Source organism: Fluviirhizobium alvei, from assembly GCF_030551875.1.
In the GTDB taxonomy this organism is placed as follows: domain Bacteria; phylum Pseudomonadota; class Alphaproteobacteria; order Rhizobiales; family Rhizobiaceae; genus Rhizobium_E; species Rhizobium_E alvei.
In genome coordinates this window covers 488,404-513,164 of sequence record NZ_JAUOZU010000006.1, presented here as the reverse complement: position 1 = coordinate 513,164, position 24,761 = coordinate 488,404, and the positions used below count along the sequence as shown (strand labels likewise).

General features: G+C 58.7%; 27 protein-coding genes and 1 tRNA gene. 14 read left to right on the top strand and 14 right to left on the bottom strand.

The window, feature by feature from the left end:
• Positions 1-4: 4 nt before the first annotated feature.
• The 3 genes from Q4481_RS08855 to Q4481_RS08845 form a co-directional block, all read right to left on the bottom strand.
• Positions 5-1,141, bottom strand: coding sequence for a DUF2336 domain-containing protein (locus Q4481_RS08855; RefSeq protein ID WP_304375978.1), 1,137 nt, complete (start codon positions 1,139-1,141; stop codon positions 5-7).
• A gap of 113 nt (positions 1,142-1,254) precedes the next feature.
• Positions 1,255-1,860, bottom strand: a complete 606-nt coding sequence (locus Q4481_RS08850) for a flavin reductase family protein (RefSeq protein WP_304375977.1) — start codon at positions 1,858-1,860, stop codon at positions 1,255-1,257.
• Positions 1,861-1,876: 16 nt separating this feature from the next.
• The gene (locus Q4481_RS08845) at positions 1,877-2,452 is read right to left on the bottom strand and encodes a nitroreductase family protein (RefSeq protein WP_304375976.1); all 576 of its coding nucleotides are present in this window, start codon (positions 2,450-2,452) and stop codon (positions 1,877-1,879) included.
• A 157-nt stretch (positions 2,453-2,609) separates the two neighbouring features.
• On the opposite strand from Q4481_RS08845, the gene Q4481_RS08840 reads away from it, so the two are divergent.
• Positions 2,610-3,548 carry an RgsD C-terminal domain-containing protein gene (locus Q4481_RS08840; protein WP_377353600.1) on the top strand — a complete coding sequence of 313 codons (939 nt, stop codon included), beginning with the start codon at positions 2,610-2,612 and terminating at the stop codon, positions 3,546-3,548.
• A gap of 12 nt (positions 3,549-3,560) precedes the next feature.
• Here the strand turns inward: Q4481_RS08840 and Q4481_RS08835 are convergent, their stop codons facing one another.
• Positions 3,561-4,391: a lysophospholipid acyltransferase family protein gene (locus Q4481_RS08835; RefSeq protein WP_304375974.1), complete on the bottom strand. Its 831-nt coding sequence runs from the start codon at positions 4,389-4,391 to the stop codon at positions 3,561-3,563.
• Here Q4481_RS08835 and Q4481_RS08830 point away from each other — a divergent pair.
• Positions 4,381-4,530 carry a hypothetical protein gene (locus Q4481_RS08830; protein WP_304375973.1) on the top strand — a complete coding sequence of 50 codons (150 nt, stop codon included), beginning with the start codon at positions 4,381-4,383 and terminating at the stop codon, positions 4,528-4,530. The two genes, Q4481_RS08835 and Q4481_RS08830, sit on opposite strands and share 11 nt — an antisense overlap.
• On the opposite strand, the gene thrS is transcribed toward Q4481_RS08830, so the two are convergent.
• From thrS to Q4481_RS08805, 5 genes are all read right to left on the bottom strand, one after another.
• Entirely contained in the window at positions 4,508-6,514 is a 2,007-nt protein-coding gene (gene thrS, locus Q4481_RS08825; protein ID WP_304375972.1) for a threonine--tRNA ligase, read from the bottom strand. The two genes, Q4481_RS08830 and thrS, sit on opposite strands and share 23 nt — an antisense overlap.
• A gap of 131 nt (positions 6,515-6,645) precedes the next feature.
• Positions 6,646-7,929, bottom strand: a complete 1,284-nt coding sequence (locus Q4481_RS08820) for a hypothetical protein (RefSeq protein WP_304375971.1) — start codon at positions 7,927-7,929, stop codon at positions 6,646-6,648.
• A 120-nt stretch (positions 7,930-8,049) separates the two neighbouring features.
• Complete coding sequence (locus Q4481_RS08815) at positions 8,050-9,225, bottom strand: patatin-like phospholipase family protein (RefSeq protein ID WP_304375970.1); 1,176 nt, start codon at positions 9,223-9,225, stop codon at positions 8,050-8,052.
• A 139-nt stretch (positions 9,226-9,364) separates the two neighbouring features.
• Positions 9,365-9,733, bottom strand: a complete 369-nt coding sequence (gene yidD, locus Q4481_RS08810) for a membrane protein insertion efficiency factor YidD (protein WP_304375969.1) — start codon at positions 9,731-9,733, stop codon at positions 9,365-9,367.
• Positions 9,733-10,176 (bottom strand): iron-sulfur cluster assembly scaffold protein, encoded by a 444-nt coding sequence (locus tag Q4481_RS08805; protein WP_304376084.1) that lies wholly within the window; start codon positions 10,174-10,176, stop codon positions 9,733-9,735. Before Q4481_RS08805 ends, yidD begins: the two co-directional genes overlap by 1 nt.
• A gap of 317 nt (positions 10,177-10,493) precedes the next feature.
• On the opposite strand from Q4481_RS08805, the gene folE reads away from it, so the two are divergent.
• The 3 genes from folE (at position 10,494) to Q4481_RS08790 (ending at position 12,653) form a co-directional block, all read left to right on the top strand.
• Complete coding sequence (folE, locus tag Q4481_RS08800) at positions 10,494-11,120, top strand: GTP cyclohydrolase I FolE (protein ID WP_304375968.1); 627 nt, start codon at positions 10,494-10,496, stop codon at positions 11,118-11,120.
• A 3-nt stretch (positions 11,121-11,123) separates the two neighbouring features.
• On the top strand, positions 11,124-11,573 hold the full coding sequence (hisI, locus tag Q4481_RS08795) for a phosphoribosyl-AMP cyclohydrolase (RefSeq protein ID WP_304375967.1): 450 nt from the start codon (positions 11,124-11,126) through the stop codon (positions 11,571-11,573).
• Between the two features lie 105 nt (positions 11,574-11,678).
• The gene (locus Q4481_RS08790; RefSeq protein ID WP_304375966.1) at positions 11,679-12,653 is read left to right on the top strand and encodes a patatin-like phospholipase family protein; all 975 of its coding nucleotides are present in this window, start codon (positions 11,679-11,681) and stop codon (positions 12,651-12,653) included.
• 54 nt (positions 12,654-12,707) lie between these two features.
• Here the strand turns inward: Q4481_RS08790 and Q4481_RS08785 are convergent, their stop codons facing one another.
• Both Q4481_RS08785 and Q4481_RS08780 read right to left on the bottom strand, forming a co-directional pair.
• Positions 12,708-13,136 carry a CBS domain-containing protein gene (locus tag Q4481_RS08785; protein WP_304375965.1) on the bottom strand — a complete coding sequence of 143 codons (429 nt, stop codon included), beginning with the start codon at positions 13,134-13,136 and terminating at the stop codon, positions 12,708-12,710.
• Between the two features lie 126 nt (positions 13,137-13,262).
• The gene (locus Q4481_RS08780; RefSeq protein WP_304375964.1) at positions 13,263-13,979 is read right to left on the bottom strand and encodes a rhomboid family intramembrane serine protease; all 717 of its coding nucleotides are present in this window, start codon (positions 13,977-13,979) and stop codon (positions 13,263-13,265) included.
• A 297-nt stretch (positions 13,980-14,276) separates the two neighbouring features.
• Here Q4481_RS08780 and Q4481_RS08775 point away from each other — a divergent pair, with 297 nt between their 5' ends.
• Both Q4481_RS08775 and Q4481_RS08770 read left to right on the top strand, forming a co-directional pair.
• Positions 14,277-14,867, top strand: coding sequence for a PAS domain-containing protein (locus Q4481_RS08775; RefSeq protein WP_304375963.1), 591 nt, complete (start codon positions 14,277-14,279; stop codon positions 14,865-14,867).
• Between the two features lie 74 nt (positions 14,868-14,941).
• Entirely contained in the window at positions 14,942-16,153 is a 1,212-nt protein-coding gene (locus Q4481_RS08770; RefSeq protein WP_304375962.1) for a UbiH/UbiF family hydroxylase, read from the top strand.
• On the opposite strand, the gene Q4481_RS08765 is transcribed toward Q4481_RS08770, so the two are convergent.
• Together Q4481_RS08765 and Q4481_RS08760 are read right to left on the bottom strand one after the other, a co-directional pair.
• Complete coding sequence (locus Q4481_RS08765) at positions 16,121-17,083, bottom strand: AEC family transporter (protein WP_304375961.1); 963 nt, start codon at positions 17,081-17,083, stop codon at positions 16,121-16,123. The two genes, Q4481_RS08770 and Q4481_RS08765, sit on opposite strands and share 33 nt — an antisense overlap.
• A 26-nt stretch (positions 17,084-17,109) precedes the next feature.
• Positions 17,110-17,859, bottom strand: coding sequence for a cytochrome c biogenesis CcdA family protein (locus Q4481_RS08760; RefSeq protein WP_304375960.1), 750 nt, complete (start codon positions 17,857-17,859; stop codon positions 17,110-17,112).
• A gap of 222 nt (positions 17,860-18,081) precedes the next feature.
• On the opposite strand from Q4481_RS08760, the gene Q4481_RS08755 reads away from it, so the two are divergent.
• From Q4481_RS08755 to Q4481_RS08740, 4 genes are all read left to right on the top strand, one after another.
• A tRNA-Lys gene (locus Q4481_RS08755) sits at positions 18,082-18,157 on the top strand.
• 109 nt (positions 18,158-18,266) lie between these two features.
• On the top strand, positions 18,267-18,539 hold the full coding sequence (locus Q4481_RS08750; RefSeq protein WP_304375959.1) for a hypothetical protein: 273 nt from the start codon (positions 18,267-18,269) through the stop codon (positions 18,537-18,539).
• 16 nt (positions 18,540-18,555) lie between these two features.
• The gene (locus Q4481_RS08745; RefSeq protein WP_304375958.1) at positions 18,556-19,143 is read left to right on the top strand and encodes a hypothetical protein; all 588 of its coding nucleotides are present in this window, start codon (positions 18,556-18,558) and stop codon (positions 19,141-19,143) included.
• A 951-nt stretch (positions 19,144-20,094) separates the two neighbouring features.
• Positions 20,095-20,523 carry a VOC family protein gene (locus Q4481_RS08740; protein ID WP_304375957.1) on the top strand — a complete coding sequence of 143 codons (429 nt, stop codon included), beginning with the start codon at positions 20,095-20,097 and terminating at the stop codon, positions 20,521-20,523.
• Positions 20,524-20,572: 49 nt separating this feature from the next.
• Here the strand turns inward: Q4481_RS08740 and Q4481_RS08735 are convergent, their stop codons facing one another.
• Positions 20,573-21,511: a 1-phosphofructokinase family hexose kinase gene (locus Q4481_RS08735; RefSeq protein ID WP_304375956.1), complete on the bottom strand. Its 939-nt coding sequence runs from the start codon at positions 21,509-21,511 to the stop codon at positions 20,573-20,575.
• Between the two features lie 215 nt (positions 21,512-21,726).
• Between Q4481_RS08735 and lexA the strand changes: the two genes are divergently transcribed.
• The 3 genes from lexA (at position 21,727) to fcl (ending at position 24,752) form a co-directional block, all read left to right on the top strand.
• On the top strand, positions 21,727-22,443 hold the full coding sequence (lexA, locus tag Q4481_RS08730) for a transcriptional repressor LexA (protein WP_304375955.1): 717 nt from the start codon (positions 21,727-21,729) through the stop codon (positions 22,441-22,443).
• Between the two features lie 297 nt (positions 22,444-22,740).
• Positions 22,741-23,814 carry a GDP-mannose 4,6-dehydratase gene (gmd, locus tag Q4481_RS08725; protein WP_304375954.1) on the top strand — a complete coding sequence of 358 codons (1,074 nt, stop codon included), beginning with the start codon at positions 22,741-22,743 and terminating at the stop codon, positions 23,812-23,814.
• A 5-nt stretch (positions 23,815-23,819) separates the two neighbouring features.
• Positions 23,820-24,752 carry a GDP-L-fucose synthase gene (fcl, locus tag Q4481_RS08720; RefSeq protein WP_304375953.1) on the top strand — a complete coding sequence of 311 codons (933 nt, stop codon included), beginning with the start codon at positions 23,820-23,822 and terminating at the stop codon, positions 24,750-24,752.
• Positions 24,753-24,761: the final 9 nt, after the last annotated feature.

Genomic DNA, 24,761 nt, shown 5'->3' with positions numbered 1-24,761 from the left:
ACCGTCAGGCTGCGCTTACAGCCATGAAAGAGGCGAAGGCGCGCGCTGTCATCCGCTTCTGTGCAATCTCGAATCGTTCGACAATTTCCAGCAACTCGCCGTGCGCGGCCTCGCCTACATTCGATTTGCGGAACCGATCCATGATCCTTTGAGCCAGGCTACGGGTGTCGCTGGCACCGGCCTTGCGGAGACTGCGCCAGGACAGGACAGCTTCGACAAACACTTCGGAAATCTGGCGCTGCAGGCCTGCGGCCTCTATGAGTGCGCGAATCGCATGGAAGCGACCATCGGACAGGATCGACAGCACGCGTCTCTCACTGACGCCGGAGAGGCTGACGATCGCCGCAACGAAGAAATCCATGTTGCCGCCGCACAGAGCCTGCATCAGAAATGCCGGTGTCAATCGGCCCTGCCCGCGCAGATGTTCGACGAAGGATGGCAGGTCGCCCGTGCTGATTTCCTCAGCGACGGCAATCGTTGCAATCTCGCCGGCCTCCTGGCGCACCCGCTCAATTCGCCGGCTGTCCATCACACCGCGAACCAGCGGGCTTGCGGTGAGAGCTTCGGATAGGCCGAGGGCGATCATGTGCCGCGAGTCGGCAGGCAGTTCGCACCGTTCGTCGAGACGCACACGAATGTCCGCCACATCGGAGAAACGGGCGGCGATGCGACGCAGCGTCGAGCGACTGATGCTTGCGCTGTCATTGTCGAGCAGAACGGCCACTTCAACCGGCTCGCCAATTTCCGCGATCGCAGCGGCAACAGCCACAGAGAGGTTCGGGCGGGATGCGACCAGCATCCGGATGACCTGATCGCTACCGGCGACGAGATCGACGAGATCGGCATCGGTCAGCACCGGCGAACGGATGATGATCTGGGCTGCGATTTCATGCTGATCGGAAGCCAGCGGCAGCACGAGATTGCGCGGCATTTCCGGCGAATCGGCAATCGCCTCGGCAAGAGCCAGGCGCACTTTTGGAGACGGATCATCCAGAAGCCATGTCATGGCCATCAGGGCGGCATCGCGCTCGTGGGGTTCCATTTCCGACTGCAACCAGGCCCGCCCCAGAGCATTCGCCGCTTTTGCCCGGTCGCCTGCCTTTGCGGTTTCAGCCCAGCGAATAAAAGCCTGAATGATCACGTGACGCCTACCCTGCTACCGGAACCCTCTGATGATCTCAGGAGTAGCGGCAAAAGGTTTAAGATTGGTTCACCATGTTCGTTGGCGGCTTGTTAACCGTGTCAAATGGCCGTTTATGGCGCCTTCGGACGGAACAGTTCGTAGGTCTCCGTGGTCGTCGCGTAGTCCATATAGCCCAGCCTCGTTACCGGGGCTGCGACCGCGATGTCGATCCGGCCATCACGGATGATCTGCTCATCGATATGGATGCCGACGACCTGGCCGAACACCATCCAGGCACCGGATGGCTGGCCATTCACATCAAGAGGCTGCCGAATCTCGGTGACCCGGCATTCGAGGGCAGCAAATGCCTCGCCGACGTAAGGCGCATCCACCATTCTGCCGATGACCGGGGTCAGACCGGCAATCGCGAATTCGTCGGTTCCGTAAGGCACTGCGACCGATGAAGCATTCATCTGCTTGATCAGCGGCGCACTGACCAGGCTTGCGGTGAAGACGCCGGTCTCCTCGGCATTCTGGAGGCTGTCCTTGCGACCGGACGACGAGAACATGATGATTTTCGGCCGGTCGCTGACGACGGTGAAGAAGGAATAGGGCGAGAGATTGAAACTCCCGTCGCGCCCCTTGCTGCCGATCCAGCCGATCGGGCGCGGTGCCACGATGGCCTTGAACGGATCGTGCGGCAGGCCGTGATCGCGCGTTTCGGCAGCGTAGAACATCCCGCCCGCTCCCGTCTCAGTCTTTCCAGGTCACAACATCGGCAAGTTCTGGCCGCGGACGCTCGACATTGGGGAAATCGGTCGAGCCGATATGGATGAAGCCGGCGACCTTTTCGCCCTCGCGAACACCCAGAATAGGGAAGGCGCGGCTATCGAAGGCCATCCATTCCGTCAACCAGTTGGAGACATAGCCGTGGGCGTTGGCCGCCATCAGAAGGTTGAGGCAGACGGCGCCTGCCGACATGACCTGCTCCCATTCGGGAATCTTCGCATGCGGTGCTGCCGTCGACACAACGGCAATCACGAGCGGCGCGCGGGTGAAGCGCGTTTCCTCGACCTTGATCATTTCCTCGGAGAGTTCGGGCTTGTTCGCCTTGGCGATCGCGGACAGCTGCATGGAGATGCGCTCGCGCACGTCGCCGGAATAGACGATGAAGCGCCAGGGTGCGATCTTGCCGTGATCGGGAACGCGAACGGCCAACCTCAGGATCGATTCGATTTCGTCGCGCGACGGACCCGGCTCACGCATCTGGAAGGCTGGCGTCGACCGCCGGGTCTTGAGATAGTCGATCAGAGTAATGTTCTCAGTCATGTCGATTTCCATCCTGCCATCATTTCGGTCTTGAATTTGCCCAAAGCATGCGGGACAAGTGGCGTCCATGCGGCGAGGTGTCAAGCCTCCCGCCGAATGCGATCGGGATTTGTTGGTGTTTTCGAGAAGCCTCTCTGCCTTCGTGATTTTCGGCCTGATGCTGGCGGCACCGACTGCCGCGAGCGCTATTGACGCGAATGGCCAGAACAAGGGCCGCCTTCCGGCGGAAGACCCTCGCATACTTGGTTTTTCGCCCTCCGTGGCTGATCCTATGGCACCAGCCCTCAATCAGAAAAAAGTGCATTTCGAGGCCCGACTGACCGAGAAAAGTCAGCCGATGCTCTACGGGCTGAGCTGGCGGATTTTCAAGCCGATTGCCGGATCGGACGGCAAGCTGCCGCTGCTTGCCTCCTCGGAAGGCGGGTCATCGGACTTTGAATTGGCGCCTGGCGAATATTTCGTGCATGTGGCCTTCGGACGCGCGGGCGTAACCAAGAAGATCAACATACCCGCCGATGGCGAAGCCAGAAACGAGAGCTTTGTACTCGATGCCGGCGGCGTCGTTCTCAATGCCGTCTCCGGCAACGACATGCGCATCCCGCCGGATGAGCTGACATTCAACATCTATTCGTCGGATGTGCAGGAGGACGGCGAACGCGGTCTCATCATGTCCGATGTCAAACCGGGTCAGGTGGTGCGGCTGAATGCCGGTACCTATCATGTCGTTTCGAACTACGGAGACGTCAATGCGACCATCCGCTCGGATATCCAGGTTGCTGCCGGCAAACTCCTGAAGGCAACCATTCAGCACAAGGCGGCCCAGATCACCCTCAAGCTCGTGTCCCAGGAAGGCGGCGAAGCGATTGCGGATACCGCTTGGTCGATCCTCTCGGGATCCGGCGACGCCGTGAGCGAAAGCGTAAGCGCCTTCCCCGTCGTCGTGCTTGCGGAAGGCAAATATGTTGCAGTGGCCCGCCACAAGGACCGTATCTACCAGCGGGAGTTCGCGGTGACCTCGGGCCACAACCAGGATGTCGAACTGCTGCTGTCAGACGAATCTGCCCAGGCGCGGAGCAGCCGCATGGCCGCCGAATAGGCGACCTTTTCGTTAGCCTGCCTGCGGTTTGACAGGCTGACCCAATGCAAACACGGCTTCATAGAGATGCTGCAGGATCGCCTTGCGATCGGAAATCTTGGCGATTTCATCCCAAGGAACAATCGAACCGATATTCGAGAAGATTGTCTTGCCCGACAGGCGGCAGAATTCGCGGATCAGCAGCGACAGGCGCAGCGTCAGCGAAAAGCGGCTGACAAGATGGAAGAGCCGACCGTTCTGGCCCTCGAAATAGATCGGCAGAACATTGGCCTTGGCCGACTGGATGAGCTTGGCCGGAAACATCTTCCACGGAAGATCTTCTGCCGGACCGAACCCTTTCGGCGCAGTGGCCACGCCACCGGCCGGAAAGACGACGATCGTCACGCCTTCCTTCAGCAGTCTGAGCGCCTCGTTGCGCGTCGCCATGTTGATGGCCAGCGCTTCCTTCGTTTCCTCGAAGGAAATAGGCAGCGAATAGGGCCGCATCTCCGGCACCTTCAGGAGCTGGTCGTTGATCAGGACCTTGAACGGACGGCCGAGTTGTTCGGCCATCGCAAGAACTGCGATACCATCGGCGATGCCGTAAGGGTGGTTGGCGACCATCACGATCGGTCCTTCGGGAAGCTCCTTCGGCGGCCAGTTGCCCTTGATCGACAGATCGATATCGATGAGTTCAAGCATGCGCGAGAAAATACGGTCCGTCTTGCCGACCACATCGCTGCGCCATGTCTGATAAACGGCGACATATTTGTCGCGACCGGAGAGATTTTCGACCGTACGGATCACCATCCGCTTCAGGAGCGGATCATTTTCATTCGCGTAGGACAGTTCCTTGAACTTCACCTGCGGCACCCTCTTCGAGCCAGATTACGAAGCCGATATGAAAACTCTGTTACAATTTGAAGACAGCCGCGTCACAATCAACGCGGCTGCCAACAGTTTTCTGAGCATTTTGGGCTTCAACGCGACTTTTGCCGTTTGAGATCCGGCGGTGTCGCCTCCGCGCCGAGCCAGGCAACGGCCTCATCGAGTGTCATCGGCACCTGGTCGGTCGAACCGAGTCGGCGGATATTGACCGTCTTCTCTTCGGCTTCGCGCTTGCCGCAAACGATGATCACCGGGACCTTGCTGAGCGAATGCTCGCGGATCTTGTAGTTGATCTTCTCGTTGCGGAAGTCGGTCTCAACCATGAGGCCCGCATGGCGCAGACGTTCTGCCACTTCCTCGCCATAGCTGTCGGCTTCCGAGGTGATGGTGGCGACGACCACCTGCAACGGTGCGAACCAGAGCGGCATATGGCCGGCAAAGTTCTCGATCAGAATGCCAAGGAACCGTTCCATCGAACCGCAGATGGCGCGATGGATCATCACCGGCTGGGTCTTTTCGGAGTTCTGGTCGATATAGAAGGCGCCGAACCGCTCCGGCAGGTTGAAATCCACCTGCGTGGTGCCGCACTGCCATTCGCGGCCGATCGCATCCTTGAGCGTATATTCGAACTTCGGACCGTAGAAGGCACCCTCGCCCGGCAGAATCCCGGTCTTGATGCGACCGCCCGATTGCGCCTCGATGGTCTTGAGAACCTCCATCATGATGCTTTCAGCACGGTCCCACAGTTCATCGGAACCGACACGCTTTTCCGGACGAGTCGAAAGCTTGACGACGATCTCGTCAAAGCCGAAATCCTCATAGACCGACAGGATGAGATCATTGATCTTCAGGCATTCGGCCGCCATCTGCTCTTCGGTGCAGAAGATGTGCGCATCATCCTGCGTGAAGCCGCGAACGCGCATCAATCCATGCAGCGCGCCTGAGGGTTCGTAGCGATGGACAAGACCAAATTCCGCATATCTTATCGGTAGATCGCGGTAAGACTTCAAGCCGTGCTTGAAGATCTGAATATGGCCCGGGCAGTTCATCGGCTTGAGCGCGAAGACGCGGTTATCAGCTTCCTTGTCCTCGGGATGGGTCAGGGCATAGGCGCTTTTGACGGCGAACATGTTTTCCTGGTACCAGCCCCAGTGACCGGACGTCTCCCACAGCGCGGTGTCGAGCACCTGCGGTGCGTTCACTTCGCTATAGTCGACAGCCAGGCGGCGGCGCATATAGGCCGTGAGGTTCTGGAACATCTTCCAGCCCTTGCCATGCCAGAACACGACGCCCGGCCCCTCTTCCTGGAAATGGAACAGGTCCATCTCACGCCCCAGCTTGCGGTGGTCGCGCTTTTCCGCTTCCGCCAGCTTGTTGAGGTAAGCATCGAGCTCGGATTGTTCCGCCCAGGCCGTGCCATAGATGCGGGTCAGCATCGGGCGCGTGGAATCGCCGCGCCAATAGGCGCCGGCAACCTTCATCAGCTTGAAGGCTGTGCCGATCTGGCCGGTCGTGGCCATGTGCGGACCGCGGCAAAGATCGAACCAGTCACCCTGGAAATAGATCTTCACGTCCTGATCGGCCGGAATGGCATCGACCAGCTCGACCTTGTAGGCCTCACCCTTGTCGGCAAAGACATCCTTGGCCTTGTCGCGCGACCAGACTTCCTTGGTGAAAGGCTTGTTGCGGGTGACGATTTCCTTCATCTTCTTTTCGATGACGGGCAGATCTTCCGGCGTAAAGGGCCAGTCTTCACGCGTATCGGGATGGATGCGCTTGAAATCGTAGTAGAAGCCGTTCTCGATCACCGGGCCGATAGTCACCTGGGTGCCGGGCCACAGTTCCTGGACGGCTTCGGCCATCACGTGGGCTGCGTCATGGCGAATGAGTTCGAGCGCCCGTGGATCGGTGCGCGTGACGATCTCGATCGCACCATCGCGGATCGGATCAGCGAGATCCATGACCGTTCCGTCGATGGCAATCGCGATGGCCTTCTTGGCCAGCGACTTGGAAATGGATTCAGCAACATCCTTGCCGGTCGTGCCAGCGGCAAACGCGCGCACGGAACCATCGGGAAATGTAAGGGAAATATCGGACATGATCTGCTCCTTGTCGTCCAGTCCCGCCAACCAATGCGGGTGGTTCCGGTCGAAACCGCATCAGCGGACGCTTTCGACCGAGGCCTCCATATCCCTTTTGCCGCGCAATGGAAAGCCCGGCTTTCCGCGCGTCAGCGATCGAATTCGTGGAAGTATTTCAAACTCGCCTCGGTCAATAGCGGGCGGGCATCCTTGAGTGGAATTTCAAGCAGGTCGTTGGTGCAGGCAAGACGATAGCCCTCGAGATCCCGGAGCGTGAAAACCAGCTTGCCGGCACTCAGATAAATGCCGAGATTCGATCGGACGAGTGCATCCAGATCGCAATCCTTTTCGGTCGCGGCATCGAATTTCGTCCGGTGGGAAATCACATAGTCGGCGAGCCTGTCATCCGGGCCCCATTCGATTTCATCGGCTGTCTTGATCGTCTCAGACGTCAGCACCTTTCCTTCGAAATCGCGTGCGACCCATCCCTTGAGGATGGATTCCGGCACCAGAGGCTGGCCTGTCTTCACATCGACCAGCCGGTTGGTGATGAAATTGTAGGAACTTCCCATGCCACAGAGATAGCTTCCGCCTTCGGTGAGGCTCATCAGCCGGTCCGTGAGATAGGTGATAGTGGTCGATCCGCCGCCATCAAGCCCGTTTTGATTGTCGATCTTCTCATCGACCCAGCCGAAACCGAGATAGACCTTTGCCCTGCAGGTGAAGGCGTAGAGGTTCCACTGGATCCGCTGTTGCAGAAGATACCGGCGGATCGGCTCAAGATCCGTAACACCATCGATCCGGACGATCTCCGGGTAAAAAAGATCGATCCGGGGATCGGTCGCCAGACGATAGACCCCGCTGCCGATGGGGATTTCAGGCCCGGGAACCAGCGCAGTCTCCTGCTTGAGAAATTCATAGGGCGAATCGGAGAATTTCAATACCCTCGGATCCGATGTCAGCAGATTGAGCACCATCCAGGGGTCAAGATAAAAAGGATAGGCGCCGTCCTCAGCATAGACCTCACGATTCCCACGCCTGGCAGCCCGCAATTCGGACCTCTTGCCGGTCGCACGATCGAGCCTCTTTCCCGTGACTGTCTTGCCGTCTCCGCTCACACTCACCGTCCAGTCGGCGGCAACCGGCGGATCGATGACCAGAATATCCGGCGATTTCAGGCAGGTCGCAGGTTTGCAGGGCTGTTCTTCAATCAGCGTGACCTTGCCTTCGGAACTGGCCCCACGCAGTGGCACATCGATGCCGGACTTGAGAAAGGCGAACCGCCCGACAACCGCGTTCCTGGAGCCAAAAGGAAGCGAAAGCTCAAGAACGACATCCTCGTCCCCCAAGGTGCCGGAATAGACAATGATTTCCGCAGCCTGAGAGGCAGACGTCAGAAATAGTAGAGACAATATCGCACCAATGAACCGCATCGTACCCGCTCCGTTTCGCGTTCAATCCGTTCCCCATTCGTCATTGCACGAAACCGGGCGCAAGAAACAAGGATGGACGCATTTCACGATAGAACGTTTGAGATGCGAAATCTCATCGAGTTAAATCGGCCGATCCTTCCATACGGTACCGTTTTTCATTTCCGCGTAGCCGATGGCATAGACGGTCCGCATGTAATCCGTATTGAACGGGTCGGAAACCGAATAGGGAATCTGCTTGTTGATCGAGGCAAGATGAAATTCCGCACCAGTTCTTTTCGCGTAGCCATAAAGCGCAAGAAGCGAAGCGCGGGTCTGGGACTTGATCAGGATAGAATAGGCTCTTGCCATGACCGGCAGTGTCTGGTCAGGGGTGGTGGAAAATTCGGGCATAAGCGCATTGTTCACGATCACATAGAAGTTGATTTTCTGGTTCTTGCGTTGCGCAAGCTTTCCGCCCTCGGCGATCAGTTGTTCGGGCAGGGTCAGAACCTGCGACGCCGATCCTCCATCGGAATGCATCTCCTCGATCTGACGCCCGGCCACCTGCGCCTTGATCCGCACCGCCGGGAAGATGCCTGGGATGCTGGCGGATGCAATCAACACATCGCGGAACAGTGACAGCGAATCCATCCGGCCGCTGGCGGCAATTTCCCCCATGTTCCAGACCACCGCACGCTGCGTATCGAGGTCGGTGGTGAGAATGAGCAACCGCCGCCCCTTGCGATGTTCGGCAGCGATCCGGGCCAGGAACGGCCATGTCACATATTTGTTGACGAGATGCCGAAGAGGCTCGGGTTTCAAGAGGCTGCTCTGAAACAGGCCTGTGCCCATCCAGCGGGCTTCCACGAGATTACGGGCCGTCCCGCTCGTATAGAGTTTGACAAGTTGCTGGTCATAGGCTTCGCCGAGAAAAGCATAGGGCGCGATCAAGGCACCGGTGCTGACACCCGTGACAACATCGAATTTCGGACGGGTTCCGGTCGCACTCCAGGCCGACAGGATCCCGACCGTGAAGGCCCCACCCGCTCCGCCGCCCGAGATCATCAGAAAATCGACCTTCGGCTTGCGATTGTCGGGCGCCCATTTTGCCGCATCGCCATCGCCTCCCTTCAACGGGGCATCGAGATAGGTGCGAACATTTTCAAAGCCGACGAGCGTTGCCGCTTCGGCTTCAGGTGCCGTATAGCTCGCCCTTGCTTCCGGACTGCATCCGCTCAGCAGAAGAGCGATGACAAGGAGCATGGATACCATTGCCATCCGGACGGACCGGGCATCGTCGTGAGCGTTCGTGACCATGTACTCGCAGCTCCCTTTTCGGGATGATGTCTAGCAAGAACAGGGCCGCCGTGGGTTTCGTACGGGTAAAATTGCGTAAAGTTATGTTTCGACGCCCGCATGGGGCAACTATTCTGTCGCCGGCAGCGGTATGAGGTGCCTAGTTGCGATCGTGCTTGCCCAGCCGCCAGAATCGCCAGGGGCGGTACCAGGTCACATCGTCGGGAAGCATCTCGGGCACCGGATCGATGCCATGGGTGCCGAAGGGACCACATCGCGACACCCTGAAGAAGGTCAGGAAACCACCGGCCCACAAACCATGCCGCGCAATGGCTTCATAGCCATATTCGGAACAGGTTGGCATATGGCGGCAGGAATTGCCGATCAGGCTCGACAATGTCAATTGGTAGAGCCGTATGAAAGCCATGCCGAAAAGACGGCCCGGCGTCTTCGGAAACGGGCCGGACCAGTTGCGTCCGCGCTTCTGCGCGGGCGGATCGCGATGCTGGCAATCAGGCGCATCGCACATCAGTTCGCCGGGGCCAGTGCGCGCGCATCGATCTGGTCGAGACAGTCGCACACGGCATCGAATGTCAGCATCGTGGAGGCGTGGCGCGCCTTGTAGTCCTTTACCGGCTTCAGAAACCGCATATCCTCGAACCGGCCGGAGGGACCATCGCCATTCTCTTTCAACATCGCGAGCATATCTGCCTTGGCGGCGCGAAGTTCGGCGGCTGAAGCGCCGATCACGTGGCGCGCCATGATCGAGGACGAGGCCTGGCCGAGCGCACAGGCCTTCACATCATGGGCAAAATCGCTGACGACATCCCCATCGAGCTTCAGCCAGACCTTGACCTTGGAACCGCAAAGCTTCGAGTGGGCCTGCGCACTTGCATCCGCATCGGTGAGCTGGCCGATGCGCGGAATGTTGCCCGCAAATTCCAGGATTTTCGTGTTGTAAATGTCGTCCATGCGCAGTTCCGCCCGAAAAATTCCTGCCATGCGCGAAATCCGGAAAGGAATTTCCTCCGTATCAGGGAAAAATACAACAGGACCCTTTGCGCGGCATGGCGCATTTCTATATATCATGTCGCAATGGGGCGACAGAATTGCAAGAGCATCTGTCGCCTGTTGACTGGGAAACCGTGCCGAAAGCCCCTCACTGAGAAGAGGAGCCTGAGGCTCCGGAGCCCGCCAACGGAACCCATGCCTGCAGGGACAGGTGAATGGCCAGAGGCGAGTTGTCCGAATCCAAGCGCTCGGATATGCGAGAAAGTTAGAGGCCGTTCATGGACGCGATCGTGAAGACATTGACCCGCAAGACTGATGAGGACCGCCGACCGACCGTGTCGGAAGCCGAGGAAGCTGTACGCACTTTGCTGCGCTTCATTGGCGATGACCCCGAGCGCGAAGGGCTTCTCGATACCCCTGCCCGCGTCGTCAAAGCCTATGGCGAACTGTTTTCGGGCTACGAAGCCTCCGTCGAGGATGTGCTTGGCCGCACGTTCGAGGAAGTGGCCGGTTATGACGATATCGTGCTTGTTCGCGATATTCCGTTCTTCTCCCATTGCGAGCACCATATGGTGCCGATCATCGGCAAGGCCCATGTCGGCTATCTGCCGGATGGCCGCGTTCTTGGCCTGTCTAAGATCGCCCGCACCGTGGAAGTGTTCGCGCGGCGACTGCAGACGCAGGAATCGATCACGGCCCAGATCGCCCACGCGATCGATGCGCATCTGAAGCCGAAGGGCGTTGCCGTGCTGATCGAAGCCGATCACATGTGCATGGCGATGCGCGGCGTGCAGAAGCTCGGCGCTTCGACCCTGACATCCACATTCACCGGCGCCTTCAAGACCGAGCCGCGCGAACAGGCGCGGTTCATGTCCATGGTGCGCGGCTTCAACTATCCGGCCTGACCCATGTCCCTGGAATTCCCGGCTCCATCCGCCAGCAAGGCGGATCTTGAAGAAGGTGCGGTTTTTTCGCCGAAATTCGATGACAATGGCCTGATCACGGCCATCGTCACGGATGCGGATGACCATGCGTTGCTGATGGTGGCGCATATGAACCGGGAAGCCCTGTCGCTGACGATCGAGACCGGGATTGCGCATTATTATTCGCGGTCGCGACGCCAGATCTGGAAGAAGGGCGAGACCTCCGGCAACCTTCAGACGGTGATCGAACTGCTCACCGATTGCGATCAGGACGCGCTTCTTGTTCGCGTCAAGGTCGCAGGGCACCAGGCGACCTGCCACACGGGTCGGCGTTCCTGCTTTTATCGCGCGGTCGAACTTCAGGATGGTCGGGCAATGCTGCGCGAGGTCGATTCGCATCGTCATTTCGACCCGGATCACATTTATAAAAGTTAGGCATCTGCCCCAATATTAGACAAAGGGCAGGAATTGACTCGATTTTTTAACAAGTTTCAGTCGTAATGACCTCAGGCGAGTTGTTCAGCCTTATGGGGTATTGCGATGCTGAACTGGAATTTTCATCGTCATGAAGAGCCGGCCGTCTCTCTCGAAAACGGCGTCAGCACCATTGCAGGCGTGCCTGGCAAGGTGGCTCAACCCGAACAGCCAAAACCAAAGATCGCGCTCGCCCTCGGCGGCGGTGCTGCCCGAGGCTGGGCTCATATCGGGGTTCTGCGTGCGCTCGATGAAGAGGGTGTCGAGATCGGCATGATCGCCGGAACCTCGATCGGTGCACTCGTCGGCGGCTGCTACATGGCCGGCAAGCTCGATGAACTCGAGAATTTCGCCCGCTCGCTCACCATGCGGCGCATCGCAGCGCTGCTGGATTTCACCATTGGCGGCGGTGGCCTGTTTGGTGGCATGCGCTTGACGAAACGGATGCAGGAGCATCTCGACGGGATCGCCATCGGCGATCTCAACCGGCCCTTTGTGGCCGTTGCCGCCGAGATCCGCACGGGTCACGAAGTGTGGATCGACTCCGGATCGCTGATCACGGCGCTTCGGGCATCCTACGCCCTGCCCGGCATTTTCGAGCCGATCCGCTGCAACAACCGCATTCTGGTCGATGGCGCGCTGGTCAATCCGGTACCGGTGTCGGTTTGCCGGGCCTATGAGCAGCCGCTGGTCGTGGCCGTCAACCTGCACTACGACCTTTACGGTCGTTCAGCTGTCGTCAAGCATCATGCGGCCGTACAGCCGCTGGAAAAGCAGTTCGAACGGGACGGCGACCGCGAGAAGCCGAGCCATATCGGCATGACCGGTGTGATGGTGGAAGCCTTCAACATCATTCAGGACCGTATCTCGCGCGCCCGTCTTGCCGGCGATCCGCCTGATCTTGCGCTGCAGCCGCGGCTTGCCGATATCGGCCTGTCCGAATTCCACCGTGCCTCCGAAGCCATCGATCGCGGCTATCAGGAAGCCAAGCTGAAGATCGCCGAAATCAAGCGCATGCAGGAAGTGATCCGCCGCGTGTGACCGGACGCAATGTCTAGGGGCGTCGCCTTTGGCGACACCCGGTTATGGCATGGTTCAGCCTGCAATATAGGCTTTGATCTCGTCGGCTTCCTGCTGGATGATCTGGATCTTCGTCTTGACGACGTCGCCGATGGAAATCAGCCCGACGAGCCGGCCCGCCTTGTCGACCGGCAGATGGCGAATGCGTCTTTCGCTCATCATCGACATGACCTCATCGATCGAAGTCTCTTCGGTGCATTGATGCACCTTGGCCGTCATGATCGAAGAGACCGGCTTGCCGAGACAATCGGCACCATGCAGGGCCACGGCCGAGACGATGTCACGTTCCGAGAGGATGCCGACCAGTTCGTCGCCTCCTCCGAGCACGACGACCGCGCCGATCTTGTTTTCCTTGAGCGTCCTTGCGGCATCACGGATGGTGACCTGCGGCCCCACCGTCAGCACGTTGCGACCTTTCTGGTCCAAAATAGCCTTAACACGCATGCGATCCTCCTCATTGCATGAGCATGGCCGGACAGATCGTTCGCAGCGACTGCTGCGCCTACCCGCCCAGTCATCAGCATGGTGAAGGCGATTGGCTATAAAATCAAGCCAATCGCAAAGGAATCGTTAATGGCTCATTTTGCGATCAAATGGCGCGAAGAAAAGATAGCCGAACAGGAAGCCCCCGAGATGGGCCTGCCAGGCGATGTTGCTGCTGCCGGCGGGTGCGCCTATCCCCCAGAGGACGAGCACATTCGACAGGGCCCAGAGCGCAATGAACATCTGGACCGGCCGCCGTTTCAGGGCTTCGATGATGCCCAATCGCGGCGCAAGATGCGCGTAGCGCATGAGGCCGGTGCCGGATAGCGGCATGGAAAAGCGGCAGGCGGCCCCCACCGTCGCCGAGACGACACCCGAGGCGCCGATGAGCAGGATCGGCTCGAACCCGGTCATGAAAGCGTGGAAGAAGGCCGAGAATACAGCTGAAAAGACCCACAACAGCAGGAAGCGGACCGTTCCGATTCGGCGCGCCAAGGGCGTTGCGAAGACCGCAAGCCAGAGGCAGTTGAAGATCAGGTGCAGCGCGCCGCCATGCAGGAGCGAATAGCCGACAGGCCCGACAAACCAGCCCGGATCCTGCTCCAGCAGCGGATGCACGTAGCGGGCGGGAAGAAACGCCATCAGAATGACCAGATCGCGCTCCTGTTCCGGGGACAGGAGATAGACGCGGACCAGATGGATCGCCGCCATCAGACCGATCATGAGGACCAGAATGGCCGGGGTGTTGAAAATCGGTTCCCGGCGCACGGGCTCGGGCGGAACTGGGCTGTTGTGCTCGGTCAAGTGAGGCTCTCGCGCTGCGTTTGCCTCGTCATAGCAGCAAAAAAAATGCCGTCCAGCCCCGTGGGGGTGAACGGCAGGATCGATTCTGGAGATCCGATCTGGAAAGATGTGCTGAGGACGATGTCCTTCGATGTGTGGAGGATCGCACCATCGCCCCGTCATTTCAATCGAAAGAAAGAATTAACCTTAACTCTGGCCACCCCGTGGGCAGTTGGCACGCATTTCGCTTTAACCAAATGGTAATGCATCGCTCGTGCCGTTTCGATACAGCGATGCGCCTCATACCGGTAGTCAGCAATGCGACAGAAAACGATCTCGGCGGTCTATTCCTACTACGAACAGCTCAGGGCTGGGCGCGCGGCCCCCTTGCGCTCGGAGATCAATCCGGCCGAACTCAAGGCGGCGTTGCCGGATGTTTTCATGCTGGAACAGCTCAAGGATGCGAGCTTCAGCTTCCGTCTCGCGGGAACACGCACCTGTCTCGTTTTCGGTCGCGAGGCCAGAAACACTGATTTTGCCGCGATCTGGGAACCCAACTCTGCACGGCGGATGGTGCTTGCTGCGCAGTCGGTTCTCGCCACCGGGCAAATTCTCAAGGTGGATCTCATTGCGCGTGGTGTCGAGGAGCCGGAATTCGGCCTCGAAATGCTGCTGATGCCACTGAGTTCGAAGCCCGGCGTGGTCGACCGCATTTTCGGCTGCCTGGCTGCGGACGATCCGACACGTCCGCTGACTGCCCTCCATCGCTGGCTGTTACCGACCCGGCTGCAATTCCTCACGGATGAGCATATGCCTCGCTCTATCCTGCCATCGGTCGAGCAGGCGGCTCCTGCGCAACCGGCCAACCGTCCCCTCTTCCGCGTTATCGATGGCGGCCGCCGCGACTGAGACTGCGCCAATTCACCCCATGGATTTCCGGTGCGTGACGGGCTAGATCTATCCTCCAAAAGAGGATGTTCGTGATGCAGAAATTCGAGGTCGTTGTTGCCGGTGCGGGGCTTGCAGGCTCTATTGCGGGTCTGGCGTTCGCCCGAGCGGGTTTCAGCACGGCAATCGTTGCCCCTGAGGACACACGACTCGACCGCCGGACGACTGCGCTCATGGACCAGTCGCTAGGCTTTCTCGATCGGCTCGGTCTCTGGCAGGATGTCAAGCCGCATGCGGCGGCGCTCGCGACGATGCAGATCATCGACGGCACCAACCGGCTTCTGCGCGCGCCCACCGTGGCCTTCCGGGCGAGCGAGATCGGTCTTGACGCCTTCGGCTACAATATTCCCAACGCGCCCTTCCTTGCCGTTCTGGCCGCAGCGATGGAGTCTGAGCCCAATCTTTCTGTCATTCACGACAGTGTCGAGACGGTGGCGCTTGAAAATGACCTGGCCCACTTGACGCTGGCATCCGGAATGGCGCTGGAAGCAGGCCTTGTGGTGGGCGCCGATGGCCGCAATTCTCTCGTTCGACGCTCGGCTGGCATCGAGATGCGCCGCCACGATTATCCGCAAACCGCGGTGGTTCTGAATTTCACCCACGAACGGCCGCATGGCGATGTCTCAACCGAATTCCATACGCCCACTGGCCCCTTCACGCAGGTGCCGCTCGCGCCCACACGCTCCAGCCTGGTCTGGGTGGTGAAGCCGGAAGAAGCGCGGGCCCTGATGGATATGACGGTTGAGGCACTCGGTCGCCGCATCGAGGAACGGATGCAATCGATGCTCGGCAAGGTGACGGTCGAGGAAGGCTGGCAATCCTGGCCGCTTTCGGCAATGACGGCCACCCGCTTCGGACGCGGACCGTCGGTGCTGATCGGCGAAGCGGCGCATGTCTTCCCGCCCATCGGCGCCCAGGGGCTCAACCTCTCCCTGCGCGATATCGAAAAGGCCGTCGACCTTGCCACCAAGGCGCGGCTTGCCGGCCGCATGCTGACGATCGGTGACGACTATGACCGGGCGCGGCGCACCGATGTGGTGAGCCGCACCGTCAGCATCGATCTTCTCAACCGGTCGCTGCTGTCGGATTTCCTGCCGGTGCAGATGATGCGCGCAGCCGGCCTCCAGCTTCTCGCGACCATCCCGCCGCTGCGTCATGCCGTGATGCAGGAAGGGGTGGCGCCCGGTCGTGCCCTGCGCGGCTTTCCGGATTTTCTACGGAAAAAGGTCAGCCGGCAGAGTGCCTGATTTCAGAAGGTAGAGAACGGTCGAGACCGTCAGCACCGAAATCACCGTGGTGATCATCACGGTTGCGGAAGCGCGCTCCTGCCAGAGACCATATTGCTGGGCGATGACGAACACATTCGTCGCCGTCGGCAGCGCCGACAGAAGGAGCGCGGTACCGACCCAGATCGGCGGGAAGTTTCCAAACAGGCTGAGATAGAGATACATCAGCAGCGGCAACAGCACGAGTTTCGCCGGCACGATGTAGCCGATTTCGGCTGGCACCCTTTTCAAGGGGCGCAGGGCCAGCGTCACGCCCATGGCAAAGAGGGCGCAAGGCGCGGCGGCGGGCGCGAGATTGTCGATCATCGTCTGCAGGAAGCCCGGTAGGGCAAGGCCGGTGAAAGCGGCGATGAAACCGGCGACGGTGGCGAGAATGAAGGGATGCAACGCGATCTTCAGGAAAACATCGCGCGCCAGCTGGGCCGGTTTGCGTTTGTCGTTACCGTCGAATGCCATGAAAGCCGGCGCCACCGTGAAATGCACCATGTTCTCGAAGGCGAAGATCAGCGCCAGCGGCAGCGCGGCAGCCTCGCCGAAGGCGGCAAGCGCAATGCCGGGCCCGAGATAGCCGATATTGCCATAAGCGGCTGCCAGTCCCTGAATGGTCGATTCGCCCACGGGATTGCGACGGACATAACGGCCGACCAGAAAGACGATGGCAAACAAGGTATAGGTCGCTGCAAGGCTGGTCAGAATGAAATCGAACCGCGTCAGTTCCTCGACCGGGGTGCGGCCGATGATCTTGAAGAACAAGGCCGGCAGCGAGACATAGATGATGAAGAAATTCAGCCAGCCGAGCGCGACTTCCGGCAGCTTGCGCCATTTGCCGGCGATATAGCCGAGCAGAATCAGGCCGAAGAACGGCAGCACGAGCGCGGCAATTTCGGCCATCGTCGACACCTCCAAGAGGCAGACGCTCAGCCGATCGTCATCAGAATCGGAAAGGTCTGCTGGAACCAGATGGCGATATCACTGATGTAACCGAACATGAATGCAAGCCCGGTGAGCACCAGAAGCGTTCCCAGGATCTTTTCCATGATGCCGAGATGGCGGCGGAAGCGGATGAGGAAGGCCATGAAGAGGCCAGAAAAGGCCGCAGCGAACCAGAACGGCACCGCAAGGCCGAGCGAATAGAGCGCCAGCAGCCGGGCGCCCTCGCCCACCGTCTCCTGCGAGGCGGCAACGCCGAGGATGGCGCCGAGGATCGGCCCGATGCAGGGCGTCCAGCCAAAGGCGAAGGCAAGGCCCATGATATAGGCGCCTGTGAGCGTGGCCGGCTTGCCACCCGACTGGAAGCGCGCCTCCCGCGACAGGAACGGAATGCGGATCACGCCGAGAAAATTCAGCCCCATGATGATGATGACGAGGCCGCCGATCTGCGACAGCAGCACCATATGCTGGCGCAGAACCATGCCGATGGTGGTGGCGCTGGCGCCGAGCGCGATGAAGACTGTGGAAAAGCCGAGCGTGAAGAACAGCGAGGCGAACAGAACCGAAAGCCTGACACCCTTGCGCGGCTCGCGGGTTTCCGGATCGACGAAATCATCCATCGAAACGCCGGCCATATAGCAGAGATAGGGCGGCACCAGTGGCAGCACGCAGGGTGACAGGAAGGAGAAGGTTCCCGCAAGAATCGCGCTGATCGATGACACTTCCGAAACCGCCAAGGGTCTCTCCTCTGCAATATCAGGCGTTGAGGCCTTCGTACCGTCCCAATGCGGCGGGTCTTAACGTATTGCGGACCAGAAAGGCCAGTCACCTTTTCTTGAAAGGCCAATTTGCCGCAAAAGGGCGAAAATTCTTCGTGCGGAGGGTTGACCGGCAAAAGCGCCTTCGCATATGTATCGCGCCATTCCGGAGGCGCCGAAGATTTGCGCCAACTGCGTTGTGAGAGCGTAGCTCAGCCGGTAGAGCAACTGACTTTTAATCAGTAGGTCATGGGTTCGAATCCCATCGCTCTCACCACTTTCCCCGCAGAAATGACGTATTTGCGCTTGAAAAATTGACTGCGGAAGGGGGAGAATGACTGTGACCGCCTCCCGATTTTCAAGGCTTCAACAAGCGGATCACTCGCATGACCACAGACGCAGCGAAAGCCAAGGATGTTTCCATTTCGCTGACCCGCGCCGAGGCTCTAGTCCTTTTCGAGATGCTGTCGCGTTACAGCGATAGCACTCAGGATCGAGTGCTCGTGATTGAGGATGCTGCGGAACGCCAGGCGCTTTGGAACTTCTGCAGTACCTTCGAGAAAGTGCTTGCGGAGCCCTTCCTTGCAAACTGGCCGGATGTTCTGGCCGACGCCAAACAGGCGTTGACGTACGAGGACGGACAGCCGTTTGATGCTTAGCCACGAACGATCCAACATGAGTATTGGCAACTTAACGCCCTACCTGAAGCGAAAATTTCCGCGCGAATTGTGCCGCGAAATCACGCTAGATCGAGGGAGATTGTCGCCAAGACCGGTGCAAGAAAGTATGACAATTATTAGGTTGGGATTCTCATTGCTGTTAGCCTTGATATGTGCCGCTTGCACGATAATGGTTGACGCAAAAATAGAGCCTGTGGGTTTGGTTGCTAGCAGGCCGAGATCAGATATCTATCCGTCTGATGTAGCAGATTCTGAATGGATAAAATACAACGTCGTTGTAGATAAGAACATGATCTATTCTGCTCGAAGGGTATCGGCGACTATTTTTATGGAACTAACAGATTGCAAAGGACTTCATATCGACAATCTCGATTTGTACGTGAAAGATATTTCAATCTTCCAAACTGGATCAGTTGATGAGCATAACTTTAAATCTATCGTCAATTCACCAGGAAGATCCATAGTAGCCAGTTTCTATATAAAAAATGATATAATCGGCCAGCAAAAAAATCTATGTGCAAAGTTTCGAGGCGGCGGTTTTGTGGGGCCAAAAATTTCGAGTAAAACATATAGTCTGAAGTGACGGCTCAACGGAAATTTTAATGAAAACAGAGCTTACACCAAATACATTCGTACGCATGTTTATTGGCGCAGCACTGTCATCTTCCATGGTTCTGGCCACAGGCCTCCAAAATAGAAACGGGACATTATTCTTTTGAATTTCAATTTTATTTTTCTTCGCTATTTTTTCACGCCCTAAAATAATTCGAGAAAGTAACTATTTTTCTTTGGCGCTTGCGATCTTTATATCTGCGCATGCAAGCTACATATTCATCTCTGATGGAATTGATGATTTTAGAAAGATAGCAATCGATGGCTATACAAATTTCAAAGGATTTTCGAGTTCGAAACTTATTGCCTCTTTGCTTTTCACGTTGGGAGGGCTTTCAATTACAGTTCTGGCGAGGTTTATCGCGCTCATGCTGATGAGCCTAGTTACTTTTTTGGCGTCAGATTTTAAAAATTAGGCGTAGAGAGATGATACATGCCTGACTGTGCTACCGTTTGTACAGAAACGTATTCACTTGACAGTGCCGCGTATTGAAGCGGATTCAGGCGGCTCGGATTTCGGGTTAAATTGACTCCTGTTTCTGCGCTTTAATCTGCGTGCCTCCTTGCGGTTCTTATGGCAGCGGCGGGCCTGTTTTTGCCGTCCCGTGTGTTTAATCCCGATAAGCAATCCTGACGACCACCCGCTTCGCCGATCCTGTCGGGCTCCGGTGTTTCGGTAAAAATCCGTTCAATGCCGGCGCGCTTACTGAGTTCGGTGCCAGATGTGAGGACAGCGTCCATGGCGGAGGCGCTGGTGTTCCTGAGTGCGGAAACGGCAAGAGCGATAGCGCGGCAAAGGCCCATTCCAGGATCGGCGCATCCCGCCCCCTCGACCGGTTACCAAAACACCGAATGGTGGCGTTACATAAGGATGGTCCTTCGTTAAGAATTGGATCGGTACGGATTTGAAAGGAAAGTATTGATGGAAACGCAGCAACTGCATCGTGGCCGGCTGATCGACCATATCCAACTTGTGGTCCAGGACCTTGGCGCCAGTCGAGATTTCTATGCAGCCATTCTGTCCGTGCTCGAGATTCCGCTTGTGGATACGGCAGATGGCTATTTCTGGGCGGACGAACTGGTCGTCTCTTCCGCCGAAAGCCCCGCTGCTCTCGGCGCCCTGACGGGCCGGCATCATCTCGCCTTCCAGGCGAAGGACCGGCCGATGGTGGATGCGTTCTATCACGCCGCACTCGCTCATGGCGGACGTGACAACGGCGCGCCCGGCGAGCGGGCCTATCATCCCGGTTACTATGCGGCGTTCGTGCTCGACCCCGATGGCAACAATATCGAGGCGGTGTTTCACGGTGAGGCCAAACGCAGCGCCCCGTCGGTGGTGCTGGAGTTTTAGGCAGGCTCTGGCGATCCATCGCGGACCAAGCGACGGAACGTCGGAATTTTCAGCCTTCGATCCGGTCGGGCTCCGGCGTCTCGGCATAAATCCGCTCGATGTCGGCGCGCTGGCAGAGTTCGGTGCCGGGGGTCAGAACGGCTGCGGTGCCGGCGGCGGTGGCCATCCGGAAGGCATCGCGCTCGCCATAGCCTTTGGCCAGCGCCCAGACGAAGGCGCCGACGAAACTGTCGCCCGCACCCACCGCTGAGCGGACCTCGAGCTTGCGGGCCGGCAGATGGAAGATGCCGTCCCGGCTTGCGAGGATCGCGCCATCGCCACCCATCGTCACGCAGACGACCTCTGCGCGCCCTTCTTCCACCAGCCGGTGCGCGGCGGGGCCGATTTCAGCCTCGTCCAGCGTGTGGCCGAGGAACTTTTCGAGTTCGCCCCGGCTCGGCTTGACCATATAGACCGACGCGCGCGCGAGCGTTTCAATCAGTGCCTGGCCGGACGTATCGAGCACGAAACGCATGCTGTTCTGGCGGGCGATATCGGCCATCCGGCAATAGGTATCGACCGGCGCACCATGCGGCAGGCTGCCGCTCGCCACAATGAATTCGCCCCGAAAGGCCTTGACCACCTCGATGACCTTTTCGAGGTCAGCGGCTTCGACATCGGGCCCTTCCGGAACGAAGCGATATTCGAGGCCGGTATTCTCTTCATGCACCATGAAGGCGATGCGGGTGAAACCCGCAATCGGGATTGCCTCGAAGGCCAGGCCGAGATGGAGGAGCGTGTCTTCCAGCAGCGCGCCGGTGGCGCCACCGGAGAGAAAGACCGCCTTCGGATCACCGCCAAGTTCGGCAATCACGCGCGCCGCATTGATGCCGCCACCACCGGCATGGCGGCGCTGGTTGTAGGTTCTGATCTTGTGGGTCGGACGCACTTCGGCGACATCACTGGAGATATCGATCGTCGGATTGAGCGTCACTGTCAGAATGGTCATGTCCTGTCTCCGGCCTGTGCTGCAATGACGGCAATGGATGCGGTTTTGTCAAGCCGCGCACGCGCGCTGAGCCTGTCTCCGAATCTCGCCGGCCCCATCAGCAATTCTCTTCAATGAAGCGCATGAACTTGCACGGAATATTAACCTCTTGCGGAACATACATGGAACATATAGTGTCTGTTCCAGATTTGTTTCGCGATTCTGCGAGGGGTCATATGCTCACCAGAAAACAACAGGAATTGTTGCTGTTCATTCATGAACGCATGAAGGAGTCCGGCGTGCCGCCCTCTTTCGACGAAATGAAGGACGCGCTCGACCTCGCCTCGAAGTCGGGAATTCACCGGCTGATCACGGCGCTCGAAGAACGCGGCTTCATCCGCCGGCTGCCGAACCGGGCGCGCGCGCTTGAGGTCATCAAGCTGCCGGAAGCCTATTCGCCGAGCATCAAGCCGCAGGTGCGGGGCTTCTCGCCGAGCGTCATCGAGGGCAGTCTCGGCAAGGCTCCTCCCCCTCCGCCGCCGAAACCGGTGCAGGAGGATATGGGCAACAGCGTCTCCATCCCGGTCATGGGCCGCATCGCTGCAGGTGTGCCGATCTCCGCCATCCAGAACAATACGCATGATATCGGTGTTCCGGCCGGCATGATCGGCAGCGGCGAACATTATGCGCTCGAAGTGAAGGGCGATTCGATGATCGAGGCCGGCATCCTCGATGGCGATACGGTGATCATCCGCAACGGCTCGACCGCCAATCCGGGTGATATTGTCGTGGCACTCGTCGATGATGAGGAAGCAACCCTCAAGCGGTTCCGGCGCAAGGGCGCCTCGATCGCGCTTGAAGCTGCCAACCCTGCCTATGAGACGCGCATCTTCGGACCTGACCGGGTCAAGATCCAGGGCAAGCTGGTGGGGCTGATCCGCCGCTATCACTGAGCGTTGCGCTTATGATCGCTGGCAAGATATCCCATGCCGGGCCCGCCTGCCCGGCATTTTCTTTGGATGATGATTTCGCTTGCCTGAGCCCTGCAAAGCAATTGCAGTCTCCCTTGTGCTCGGCTAAGGGTTTTTCGAGACCGGTCTCCCCGAACATCGTCCGTTACAGCCAGAGAATGGCTGGCCACGTCCCTGCTTTGAAATCCCGAGCTTGGACATGTTGCCGCCCAAATCGGCCTGTAGCGCGATCGACACGGACGCGATGACCAGTCCGAACGCCCGCGACAGGAGATGTATGTGAGTAACGACAAGAGGAAAGTAGCACTGGTAACCGGTATCACCGGACAGGATGGCGCCTATCTCGCCGAGCTGCTGCTGAGCAAGGGATATATCGTTCACGGCCTCAAACGCCGGTCGTCCTCCTTCAATACCGGTCGTATCGAGCATATCTACCAGGATCCGCACGAGAAGGATCAGCGTTTCATTCTCCATTATGGCGACATGACGGATTCGACCAATCTGATCCGCATCGTGCAGGAAGCGCAGCCGGACGAGATCTACAACCTCGCCGCTCAGAGCCATGTGCGCGTCTCCTTCGAAACGCCGGAATATACAGCCAATGCCGACGGTATCGGCACGCTTCGCCTGCTCGAAGCCATCCGCATTCTCGGCCTTGAGAAGAAGACCCGCTTCTATCAGGCCTCGACCTCCGAGCTTTACGGTCTCGTGCAGGAAGTGCCGCAGCGCGAAACGACACCGTTTTATCCGCGCTCGCCCTATGCCGCCGCCAAGCTTTATTCCTACTGGATCGTGGTCAACTACCGCGAAGCCTACGGCATGCATGCCTCCAACGGCATTCTCTTCAACCACGAAAGCCCGCTGCGCGGCGAAACCTTCGTGACCCGCAAGATCACCCGCGCCGCCGCTGCCATCCGGCTCGGCAAGCAGGACAAGCTCTATGTCGGCAATATCGATGCCAAGCGCGACTGGGGCCATGCGCGGGAATATGTCCGCGGCATGTGGCTGATGCTGCAGCAGGACAAGGCGGACGATTATGTTCTCGCGACCGGCGAGACGACCGAAGTGCGCCAGTTCATCACCTGGGCCTTCGAGGATGTCGGCATCCATCTCGAATGGAAGGGCACCGGCGTCGATGAAAAGGGTTACGACCAGCTGACCGGCAAGGTCGTGGTCGAAATCGACCCCCGCTATTTCCGTCCGACGGAAGTGGATCTCCTGCTCGGCGATCCGACCAAGGCACAGGAAAAGCTCGGCTGGAAGCATGAGACATCCGTGCGCGATCTCTGCCGCGAGATGGTCAACGAAGACCTCAAGGTGATGCAGACCGCCACCGTGATGAAAGAGGCCTGAGCCCGATGTACGATCTGTCCGGAAAGCGTGTCTGGGTCGCCGGCCATCGCGGCATGGTCGGCTCTGCCATCGTCCGTCGCCTGCAGGCGGAAAATTGCGAGGTCCTGACGGCAAGCCGCCAGGATGCCGATCTGCGCGATCAGGCTGCCACCACCGCCTGGATCGAGAAGAACAGGCCAGACGCGGTGTTTCTCGCCGCGGCCAAGGTGGGCGGCATTCTGGCAAATGACACCTTTCCGGCCGATTTTCTTTATGACAACCTGATGATCGAGGCCAACATCATCAACGGCGCCCACAAGGTGGGCGTCGAAAAGCTGATGTTCCTCGGTTCGTCCTGCATCTATCCGAAATTTGCGCCGCAGCCGATCACCGAGGATGCGCTGCTGACCGGTACGCTCGAACCGACCAACGAATGGTACGCGATAGCCAAGATCGCCGGCATCAAGCTCAGCGACGCCTACCGCAAGCAGCATGGCTCCGATTTCATTTCGGGCATGCCGACCAACCTTTATGGTCCGGGCGATAATTTCGATCTCAATTCGAGCCATGTGATGCCGGCGCTGATCCGCAAGGCCCACGAGGCCAAGCTGAGCGGCGCTCCGTCGATCACAGTCTGGGGCACCGGCACGCCGCGCCGCGAATTCCTGCATGTCGATGATTGTGCCGATGCCTGCGTGCATCTGATGAAGACCTATTCGGCTGCCGGCCATGTCAATATCGGCTCCGGTGAAGATGTGACGATCCTCGAACTGACGAAGCTCGTTTGCGATGTCGTCGGCTTTACGGGCGAGATCGTGCATGATCTTTCCAAGCCGGATGGGACACCGCGCAAGCTCATGAGTGCCGACAAGCTGCGCTCTATGGGCTGGGCACCGAAAATCGGCCTCGAAGAGGGTGTGGCCGCCGTTTACCAGTGGTTCCTGGCCAACAAGGCCTGACCTTCGGGA